Raw genomic sequence first — 9,321 nt, 5'->3', positions numbered from 1 at the left:
CATTATTATCCTTTCGGGCTAAAGCATACCAACTACAACTCAGACCTTCTGGTTCACAGGGAATATAGGGGCGCATTGGCTATAAAAGACCCGGTAACTCCGGAGCCTTTGGTACCAGTGTTACCTTATAATTATAAGTACAACGGAAAAGAATTGCAGGACGAGCTGGGACTTAACTTTTATGATTTTGGTTTCAGAAATTATGACCCTGCGATTGGAAGGTGGATGAATATTGATCCATTGGCAGAAAAAAGACATGAATTAAATCCTTATAATTATGTCCAAAACAGCCCTTTATTTAGATTTGATCCAAATGGATTGACAGACTTTACATTAAACAAAAAAACTGGCGAAATAAAACAGATTGGCGAAGCAAACGATGAACCTGATAGAATTTTAAAAACTAATTCAAAAGGTGAAGTAAGATATAATAAAAAGGGTGAAGCTAAAGTAGCTATTAATGATATAGAAAAAAATATTTTAAAAGACGGACAAAATTTTAAAAGAGATAGTAATGTTTTTGAGGTTGGAGGTGAAGGACAGCCTTCAAGACAAGGAATTGAAAAATTTGCATTAGAGCTATCGAATTATGTTGGCACAGAAATAGGAGGGGCTTATTTTTCTAAAGATAGTCAAGATAAAATTACCCACATGACTATTGGTGCATATGAAAAGAATTCTTATACCGAAAACAAAAATAATGGACATGCAGCAATTAGAAAAATAAGTTCATCTACAGAGGTTTTTTTGAGCTATCAATTAAGAGGTAAATTCCATACTCATCCTAATGAATCTACCCGATTTGAACCTTCAAAAGCAGATATCGATTCGAGAAACGAAGGCTTAAAATCAAATCCTAACCTATTATTTTATATTTTAACCTATCCAAAATATGGTAATAAATTTCCATATATAATTGATTATACAAAACCTTAAACTTTTTATTATGAAATATTTCTCTATACTCATTTTTACTTCTTTATTTTTTGGGGGATGTAATAGTTATAAAACATCCCTTATATCGTATGGAAATTATGAGGATGCAATTCAAAATACTATCATAGATTTTTCAAATACTAGTTTATTTGAAAAAGGAAAAGTTTTTAAATTACATTTTGAATCATTAAATAATGATTTATATCATATAATGATTATCGAAAGCTTTGACAACAAATATTTATATTCTAAGGAAAAAAAAATTGAAGAAAACAAATTACCAAGTAGATGCTTTGAATTAAACAATAAACTTTTCATCTGGTGGGATGACAATTACACAATAGACAAAGAGGTCTTTTCAAAATTAGAAAAATATAGTATGCTTGAGGATGATAAAGGAGGATGGATAACTTTTTTAGAATCTTCCATAGATGATAAAAAGAAAGGTGTTGATTACTTTATATGTAAAAACAATCTAAAAATTTATAAAAGGATAATTACCCGAATTGGAAACATACCAATTCCTGTTTTAGAATGTAATAAATGAGTGATAGTGTTTCAGTTAACGTATCAAATATGTTGATGCTGGTAGTATATCAGAGTTAGCGATAGAATCAATTTCAACCATAATATTAATTTAAACTAAAAAACAAGTTATATGCTTGTTTTTTTGGAGTTAATGTATCATATTAGAGCATAGACTAAACCAAAAAACAGCATTTAAAATAAAAACTAAATGCTGTTTCTTTAAACTATCTGGGAGGATTCCAATACAAAGACGGGAACCTACAGTTCTTCCCTACTTCTGAAGGTTATGTTAGGGCGACGGACGTTAGCGGAACCATAGCCTACAGCTACGTCTATAACTATACAGACCATCTGGGCAACATCAGGCTTTCCTATGCTAAGGATACAGAAAACCCAAACGTTCTTAAAATACTGGAAGAGGACCATTATTATCCTTTCGGGCTCAAGCATACCAACTACAACTCAGACCTTCTGGTTCACAGGGAATATAGGGGTGCCTTAGGGATAAAAGACCTGGGAACTCCCGAACCTTTGGTACCAGTGTTACCTTATAATTATAAGTTTCAAGGTCAGGAACGCCAAGAGGAGTTAGGATTGAATTGGGATAGTTTCAAATGGAGAAATTATGATCCTGCTTTGGGAAGATTTATGAATATTGACCCATTGGCAGAAAGTTATCCTTACAATTCAACTTATACATTTCAAGAAAACAAAATGGGAATGGGTCGAGAGCTTGAAGGGTTGGAATTATTACCTAATGATGTTTTTAATTATTTATTAAGAGAAGGAGCTATTTTGAAAACTAAATTAGAAGCTCCAAGAAAAAATTTAAATACGGCAATTATCAATAGAGTAAATGCTGGAATTTCAGGAAGAGAAAAAAGCAACACTAATGTAGCTGGTCTTAATATCAATAAAGTAGTAGACTATGGCGTAATGGGACAATCAGTAAAAAAGATTGTTCAAGAAACAAAAACAACAACAAAAAAGATCGTAAGAGATGGTGCATCTGGAATGGAAACTGGAGGTGATGTAATTACTACAGCTGGAATTGTAACGGGTCAACCAGAAGTGATAGCGATAGGTCAAGGAATTTCAGGAGTTGGAAAAACTATTAATGCCACCATAGATATTGCAGAAGGTAATTACACAAAAGTTACAGAAACAGCTGTTAAAGAAGTTGTTACTGGAGGTCTCGGGACAGCAGCAAAAAGCAGCACCAATAACGAAGTTCAAGAATATATCATTGATGCCCAAATACAGGCCCTAGATAAACTATATGACGAATATATTTCACCAATCATAATCACTCCAACCACAACTACAACTCTAACTCCAAATCAAGCCCAATAGACATAAGCTCATGAATATAATCAATCTCATTTTCGGCATACTCATTCTTATTTTTGGGATTTCTGTAATTATTTTAGCCAACAAAACAACTAGAACTAATAATAATTTTGGAAATATTATTAAAATTTACACTGGGGGTTTTATAGCTACTCTTTTAGGAATTGTAATCGTTATAAATGAAATAATTAAAATTATATGAAAAGAATAATATTGATAGTGTTTTTAACTTTTTTTAAAGTTGCTTTATATTCTCAAGATTGCAAAGATTTTAAGGAGGGCATTTTTGAGAATGACACAGAATACGGACAATTCATAATGGAGAGAAAAGGTAATTTTCAATTAGAAAAGAGCACAAAATATGGAATAATCTATCTAAACAAAATTGAGAAAATTAATGATTGTGAGTATATTATAAAAAGGTACAAAGTTATAAGCAATGGTATTCTTCCCAAACCTAACATGGAAGATACTATAAAAACTACTATTTATAGAGTTAAATACAAAACCTTTTATTATCGCTTTAATTCAATTGGAACTAATATTCCAATTGAAGGAAAATTTATAAAAATCTCTGATTCTATAAGTAATGAATTTAAAATTATCCTAGCTGGGGAAAAGAATAATATGTATGGAGAATAGAGAGACAGCCATCCTGGTAGTGTATCAGATTAGATGTTTTTATAAAACATCATTATAACTACCTGAAAACAATATTACTTTAAAAATTTTCATTAAAAAATGAGACGACCAATTGGTCGTCTCATCTATTTTTAGGGTGTAATGTATCAGATGTGTTGATACTCTTGTTTTATAGTTAATTTAATTTGAAAATCAATAATTTATAATTTTACAATCAAAAAAAAATCAAACAACCTTCGGGTTGTTTTTTTATTTTATAATGTCTTAAATCGAAGAAAATGGTTTTAAACCAAAACAAGGCCATCACCGACATACGCTACAACCACCTGAACCTCCCCTCAAGGGTATTTTTCGGTTCGGAAATACGAAAAATTGAGTATCTTTATACCGCTGGCGGGAAAAAAGTCAGGAAGGCTGTCAGCAGCAGGAATCTGCTCGAATCAGGTCTAATCGACTATCTGGACGGGTTCCAGTACAGAGACGGAAACCTACAGTTCTTCCCTACTTCCGAGGGTTATGTCAGGGCTACGGATATCAGCGGAACCACAGCCTACAGCTATGTTTATAATTATACCGACCATCTGGGCAACATCAGGCTTTCTTATGCCAAAGATCCGGAAAATCCAAACGTTCTTAAGATACTGGAAGAGGACCATTATTATCCTTTCGGGCTAAAGCATACCAACTACAACTCAGACCTTCTGGTTCACAGGGAATATAGGGGCGCATTGGCTATAAAAGACCCGGTGACTCCGGAGCCTCTGGTACCAGTGTTACCGTATAATTATAAGTACAACGGGAAGGAGTTCCAGGACGAGCTGGGGCTTAACTTTTACGACTATGGAGCAAGAAATTATGACCCTGCGATTGGAAGATGGATGAATATAGACCCGCTGGCGGAGCAATATAGACGATGGTCGCCATATAATTATGCAATGAACAATCCTATGAGATTTATTGACCCTGACGGAATGGGTGTTGATGATGTTATTATTAGGGGCTCCTTAGCTGAAAAAGCAAAAAGCATGCTTCAATCTTCTGTTGATAATTTAACTTTGAATATGGATAGTCAAGGAAAACTCAGTGCTGCCCAAACTAATATTGGTCCATTAACTGAAGCAGATACGACATTGCAAGATGCAATAAATAGTGATGAAATGACAGTTAATATTGAAACTACAAAATCAAATACCTATGAAAATGCATTATTAATAGGAGGAATGTTTATGGGAAGTACGGTAGAAAACGGAAAAACCAACGCGTTCCAGTTAATTAACCCAAATCAGCTAGAGGCAATTGAAAATTTCTCTGGTGAGAAAAGAGGAGTAACTGTATTACATGAAGTTTTGGAAGCAGCAATTGGTGCAAAAGATTCTCCAGGAGCTGGTGATTATAAGCAAGACAAAGCAGCTTATACTAGTGCACATAACAAGGCGAACGAAATGGACAAAAACCGAAGAGATTTATCATATGGAGCAAAAGTTGAAGCTTCAAATGTGGCAGCAAAAACAGCAGATGCAAATGTTATATTAACTAGAGGCGATAGAAAAACAGAAAAACTACTTTATACGGCTAAAAATTTAAAAATCAAGAAATAACATGAAAATTCTATATTTATTAATATTACTACTATTTTCTACATTTGTTCATTCACAAGAATATCAAAGGTATAAAGTTGTAAATATTGACTCTACAATTTCATCTTACGTAATTACTGTAAAAAGCTGCAATAAAAAAAATATTATAAAGAAAGCATTAATTTTAACAGCAAAAACGGATACTATTTTTAAGAATATAAGAAAAATAAAAGTTGGGTCAACATTTAAATTAAAATTGGAAGAAGTTTTTACTGATGTAACTTCAAATTTAAACTCTACCTCACTAATTATCGACGATATTCTTGTATGGAAAAGAGATGATGATTTCAGGGTATATTCGTCTGATAATATAAAAGGTTTAAATTATTTAAGAAATTAAGCATCTAAATAGGTAACATATCAGATGTGTTAGCGAACAACTACTTTAACATATACCAACAGATTACCAACAACTTATATTATTATCGCAGAAAAACTAAAACAACCTTCGGGTTGTTTTTTTATGATATAATGGTTTAAATCGAAGAAAATGGTTTTAAACCAAAACAAGGGCATATCCGACATACGCTACAGCCACCTGAACCTTCCCACGAAGATACTTTTTGGCTCCGAAACCAGAAAATTAGTTACCTTTATACTTCCGGAGGGAAAAAAGTCAGGAAGGCTGTCAGCAGCAGGAATCAGGTCTAATCGACTATCTGGACGGGTTCCAGTACAGGGACGGGAACCTACAGTTCTTCCCTACTTCCGAGGGTTATGTCAGGGCTACGGATATCAGCGGAACCATAGCCTACAGCTATGTTTATAATTATACCGACCATCTGGGCAACATCAGGCTTTCTTATGCCAAAGACCCGGAAAATCCAAACGTTCTTAAGATACTGGAAGAGGACCATTATTATCCTTTCGGGCTAAAGCATACCAACTACAACTCAGACCTTCTGGTTCACAGGGAATATAGGGGCGCATTGGCTATAAAAGATCCGGTGACTCCGGAGCCTCTGGTACCAGTGTTACCGTATAATTATAAGTACAACGGAAAAGAATTCCAAGACGAGATGGGTCTTGGCTGGCACGACTATGGGGCTAGGAATTATGACCCTGCTTTGGGAAGGTGGATGAATATTGACCCGTTGGCGGAGAAATCCAGGAGGTTTTCTCCTTATGCATACGCTCTTAATAATCCCGTTTATTTTATTGACCCTGACGGTATGAAGGCAGAAGCTTCACAAACTGCAAAGATTTATTACGATTGGGATGAGAACGGGTATAGGACTCAAGGCGGAGATGAATCTACTTTTGAAGCAGCTATGGGTGATAATGATTGCCCAAGCTGTAGGACGAAAGAAGATTGGGCAGCTTATTATCAGCAAGCTGAAAATACGGCAGCAATGGTAGGAGAAAAAAGTGCTTGGGATATTACAAATCGACGTCTAACTATGGACACAAATGAAGAAGGCCGTACTGTGTTTTATTTAGATGGCGAACTAATGGATTTAAGAAGATATAACAATAGAGCTCATGCAATTGGAAGTTTATTGGGAGATGCCGCTTTGATAGAGACTCCTAATAAATTGTTTAAAATTTTAGGTAAATTTTTTAAAGGTGGTTCTTCCAACGGGGGTATTAAATCAATTGATAATTTTTTAGAAAGTGCTACAAGGCCTTGGGGAGACCAAGGACTTACTACCGTAGGAATAGCTTTACAAAAACACGCAGGAAGAGAGGGGTCAGCTTTTGCTGGCATAAAATTTTCTCACAAAACAGCCAATCAAGACGCATTAAATATAGTCAAAGATATTTTATTTTCTAAAAATAAAACTATTCAACAAGCGGCTAGTGGGGGATTCAATATTTTTGACAAAACAACAGGAATGGGTTTTGGGGTATCACGAGGAGGATTATTTAATGGTTTTAGAGAAATAACTAAATAGAGAAAGCTATGGAAAAAAGATTTCAAATAATAATAGGAAGTCCGATAGATTACGAAGAACTCGTTGCATATATACGGATTGATGATGAAGAAATTGCAATGGTTCAAAAAGATGAGGGTATTGACAAAATGAAAATTGAATTTTTTGAAGATAAAATAAAAATTGATTTATATCTTGATGTATTTATTGAAGCCTTGAAAGAAGCAAAAGTTGAATTGTTGAAATAAAATCGGGAATGTATCAGATTAGGTGTTCTTACAAAACAGCAACATAACCATCTGAAAAACAGTATTAAATTAAAAATTTTGATTAAAGAAGAGACGATCAACTGGTCGTCTTTTCTATTTTTAGGGTTTTAAAATGCCTTAAAATGCTTTTATAATAACTTAATGTATCAAAATAGGTGGTAAAAATCGAATGTAATTTTTGTAATGGAAAATGTATTAAAAATGGCTTTCAAATCAATGGAAGTCAACGCTATAAATGCACTATTTGCAGAAAAGGACAACAAAAAGAATACTATTACAATGCTTGTAAAACAAGCACGAATAAAAACATCATTATTTTTACCAAAGAAGGTTTGGGAATAAGGAGTACTGCGCGAATATTAAAAATTTCAACCACAACATTATTAAAAAGAATTGTAACAATTGCTAAAAACATTCATCAGCCAATCATCAGCAAAGGAAAAACCTATGAAAAAAATCTCTCCAGATATCCTTAAAAAATGGCTTACCGCCTGGTCGCTATCAAGAGAATTGCCGTTGCCAATTGCATTCAAATCCGGTTTTAAAGTTGAAGTTGGAGATACAAAACAAAAAGAAAGATATGTGTTTCCAGAACTAAACGAGGATTTTATCCAACTTTCTAATACAATCAATGAACCCTGGATTTTTTTAAAAGCCTGTGCCTCTCCTGAAGAAATAAGAAGTCATGTTTCTGAAAAGTGGACGCTCCAACCACAGGGTTATATGATGGCGTGTTCTGAGCCAATGGTTTTTCCAAATCGTCATCTCGATACCGAATACCATTTGGAATTTGATAACTATAATTCAACTTTTGTAGTCAGAATCCTGACTCAAAATAACGAAGAAGCAGCTATTGGTCGGGTTGTACTTGTTGATGACATAGTGGTATACGACCGAATCATAACTGACAGCAATCACAGAAGAAAAGGTCTTGCTACTATAATCATAAGAGAACTTGAAAAAATAGCTATCTCTAAAAATAGTACCAAAAACTTATTGGTAGCTACTGAAGAAGGTAAACAACTATACCAATCTTTAGGCTGGGAAGTGTACAGTTTGTATACATCGATTGTTATTGTTTCATAACAGAGAAGGCACTACTTTTAATGTCTCATATTAAACAATCGGATACATAACGGTATCATTCCCAACGAAACGGCTACAAAAATAAAAACCCGTATATAATTTAGCGTTTGCCAAAGCTTAACCCTGCTGAACAAATCTTTTGCTTCATTGGGTGCAATTGCCATTTTTTGAAAGTCGATAATAGCAGGCGCAAAATAAGAAAGTGTCCAAATCCTTACTGCAATGTGGATGGCGAGCAAGACTAAAAGCCAATTCCGTACAGGATCTATTTTCCAACAAAAGTACAACGCCAGTAAAAAAGTAATTTCATGTAGGGAATGGAACATTATCCAGAAAATTTTCAGGCTGCTACCCTGCCCGTCTAATAAAAGTTTAAAATTATCCGGTGGCGAAATTGTCCATTTAGGAACAAAAAGCAATGTTTCAAAAATTTGGGCTCCGTTCATCATAAAATAAACAAGGGTCGTAATACAGAGCGATAGCTCTGCTCTTGACAGATAGCTTGTTGTAATATTTTCCATTTTAATCATCTGATTTAAGGTTCATCGAATCGGTTACTTCTTTCATTATGACAGTTGCTTCCGAAAAATAGCGCTTTATAGCTTCCATTTCCGATGATGAAAAAGAAGCAATCAATGCTGTTGTTTTTTGTTGCAGTTCCACAAAAAGCGGCTGTAATAATTTCATGGCATTTTCTTCATTAGGCACGATGATTACTTTTCTTCGGTCATCCTTGGTAAATTTTCTTTTGAGAAGCTTTTTTTTCTCCAGTCGGTCAATTAATCCGGTAACGGCGCCAGACGTCAATCCTGTCAATTTAGAAAGTTCTCCTGCTGTCAATTCCTTATGTAGTAAAATAAGCCCCAAGTATTTATGATCAGAACCCGCCAAACCTGCTTTGCGGGCAATTGCCTCATGCATAAAAATGGAAGCATCTGAATATTGGCGGCTTGCCAGTCTCAATTGTTGGAGTAAATCGTTCATGTTTTTATTTTATTA

The 9,321-nt window shown here is 34.3% G+C and carries 13 protein-coding genes; 10 read left to right on the top strand and 3 right to left on the bottom strand.

What is annotated here, in order from left to right; all coding sequences use genetic code 11:
* On the top strand, positions 1–936 hold a 936-nt coding region (locus ABH942_RS12235; RefSeq protein ID WP_370032338.1), incomplete at its 5' end, for an RHS repeat domain-containing protein.
* A 10-nt stretch (positions 937–946) separates the two neighbouring features.
* Positions 947–1,483 (top strand): hypothetical protein, encoded by a 537-nt coding sequence (locus ABH942_RS12230; protein WP_370032336.1) that lies wholly within the window; start codon positions 947–949, stop codon positions 1,481–1,483.
* A 239-nt stretch (positions 1,484–1,722) separates the two neighbouring features.
* Here ABH942_RS12230 and ABH942_RS12225 read toward each other — a convergent pair whose 3' ends face one another.
* Positions 1,723–1,890 carry a hypothetical protein gene (locus tag ABH942_RS12225; RefSeq protein ID WP_370032334.1) on the bottom strand — a complete coding sequence of 56 codons (168 nt, stop codon included), beginning with the start codon at positions 1,888–1,890 and terminating at the stop codon, positions 1,723–1,725.
* A 114-nt stretch (positions 1,891–2,004) separates the two neighbouring features.
* On the opposite strand from ABH942_RS12225, the gene ABH942_RS12220 reads away from it, so the two are divergent.
* The 8 genes from ABH942_RS12220 (at position 2,005) to ABH942_RS12185 (ending at position 8,322) form a co-directional block, all read left to right on the top strand.
* On the top strand, positions 2,005–2,817 hold the full coding sequence (locus ABH942_RS12220; RefSeq protein ID WP_370032348.1) for an RHS repeat-associated core domain-containing protein: 813 nt from the start codon (positions 2,005–2,007) through the stop codon (positions 2,815–2,817).
* Between the two features lie 195 nt (positions 2,818–3,012).
* Complete coding sequence (locus ABH942_RS12215) at positions 3,013–3,456, top strand: hypothetical protein (RefSeq protein ID WP_370032332.1); 444 nt, start codon at positions 3,013–3,015, stop codon at positions 3,454–3,456.
* A 278-nt stretch (positions 3,457–3,734) separates the two neighbouring features.
* A complete protein-coding gene (locus ABH942_RS12210; RefSeq protein ID WP_370032329.1) occupies positions 3,735–5,054 on the top strand; it encodes an RHS repeat domain-containing protein in 1,320 nt (439 codons plus the stop codon).
* Position 5,055: 1 nt separating this feature from the next.
* Entirely contained in the window at positions 5,056–5,433 is a 378-nt protein-coding gene (locus ABH942_RS12205) for a hypothetical protein (RefSeq protein WP_370032327.1), read from the top strand.
* 589 nt (positions 5,434–6,022) lie between these two features.
* Entirely contained in the window at positions 6,023–6,988 is a 966-nt protein-coding gene (locus ABH942_RS12200) for an RHS repeat-associated core domain-containing protein (protein WP_370032325.1), read from the top strand.
* Positions 6,989–6,996: 8 nt separating this feature from the next.
* Positions 6,997–7,215: a hypothetical protein gene (locus ABH942_RS12195; RefSeq protein ID WP_370032323.1), complete on the top strand. Its 219-nt coding sequence runs from the start codon at positions 6,997–6,999 to the stop codon at positions 7,213–7,215.
* 176 nt (positions 7,216–7,391) lie between these two features.
* Positions 7,392–7,712, top strand: a complete 321-nt coding sequence (locus ABH942_RS12190) for a hypothetical protein (RefSeq protein WP_370032321.1) — start codon at positions 7,392–7,394, stop codon at positions 7,710–7,712.
* Positions 7,684–8,322, top strand: coding sequence for a GNAT family N-acetyltransferase (locus ABH942_RS12185; RefSeq protein ID WP_370032319.1), 639 nt, complete (start codon positions 7,684–7,686; stop codon positions 8,320–8,322). Before ABH942_RS12190 ends, ABH942_RS12185 begins: the two co-directional genes overlap by 29 nt.
* Before the next feature lie 17 nt (positions 8,323–8,339).
* On the opposite strand, the gene ABH942_RS12180 is transcribed toward ABH942_RS12185, so the two are convergent.
* Positions 8,340–8,843 carry a transposase gene (locus tag ABH942_RS12180; protein ID WP_370032317.1) on the bottom strand — a complete coding sequence of 168 codons (504 nt, stop codon included), beginning with the start codon at positions 8,841–8,843 and terminating at the stop codon, positions 8,340–8,342.
* A gap of 1 nt (position 8,844) precedes the next feature.
* Positions 8,845–9,306: a MarR family transcriptional regulator gene (locus ABH942_RS12175; protein WP_370032315.1), complete on the bottom strand. Its 462-nt coding sequence runs from the start codon at positions 9,304–9,306 to the stop codon at positions 8,845–8,847.
* Positions 9,307–9,321: the final 15 nt, after the last annotated feature.

This window comes from Flavobacterium sp. 28YEA47A, from assembly GCF_041262125.1.
In the GTDB taxonomy this organism is placed as follows: Bacteria; Bacteroidota; Bacteroidia; order Flavobacteriales; family Flavobacteriaceae; genus Flavobacterium.
This window is presented reverse-complemented; position numbering and strand designations above follow the sequence as displayed.

Excerpts from the sequence above, each read along its gene's own strand:
- ABH942_RS12180 (WP_370032317.1), bottom strand. The coding sequence starts at position 8,843 with ATGGAAAATATTACAACAAGCTATCTGTCAAGAGCAGAGCTATCGCTC.
- ABH942_RS12185 (WP_370032319.1), top strand. The coding sequence starts at position 7,684 with ATGAAAAAAATCTCTCCAGATATCCTTAAAAAATGGCTTACCGCCTGG.
- ABH942_RS12230 (WP_370032336.1), top strand. The coding sequence starts at position 947 with ATGAAATATTTCTCTATACTCATTTTTACTTCTTTATTTTTTGGGGGA.
- ABH942_RS12225 (WP_370032334.1), bottom strand. The coding sequence starts at position 1,890 with ATGGTCCTCTTCCAGTATTTTAAGAACGTTTGGGTTTTCTGTATCCTT.
- ABH942_RS12175 (WP_370032315.1), bottom strand. The coding sequence starts at position 9,306 with ATGAACGATTTACTCCAACAATTGAGACTGGCAAGCCGCCAATATTCA.
- ABH942_RS12195 (WP_370032323.1), top strand. The coding sequence starts at position 6,997 with ATGGAAAAAAGATTTCAAATAATAATAGGAAGTCCGATAGATTACGAA.
- ABH942_RS12215 (WP_370032332.1), top strand. The coding sequence starts at position 3,013 with ATGAAAAGAATAATATTGATAGTGTTTTTAACTTTTTTTAAAGTTGCT.
- ABH942_RS12205 (WP_370032327.1), top strand. The coding sequence starts at position 5,056 with ATGAAAATTCTATATTTATTAATATTACTACTATTTTCTACATTTGTT.
- ABH942_RS12210 (WP_370032329.1), top strand. The coding sequence starts at position 3,735 with ATGGTTTTAAACCAAAACAAGGCCATCACCGACATACGCTACAACCAC.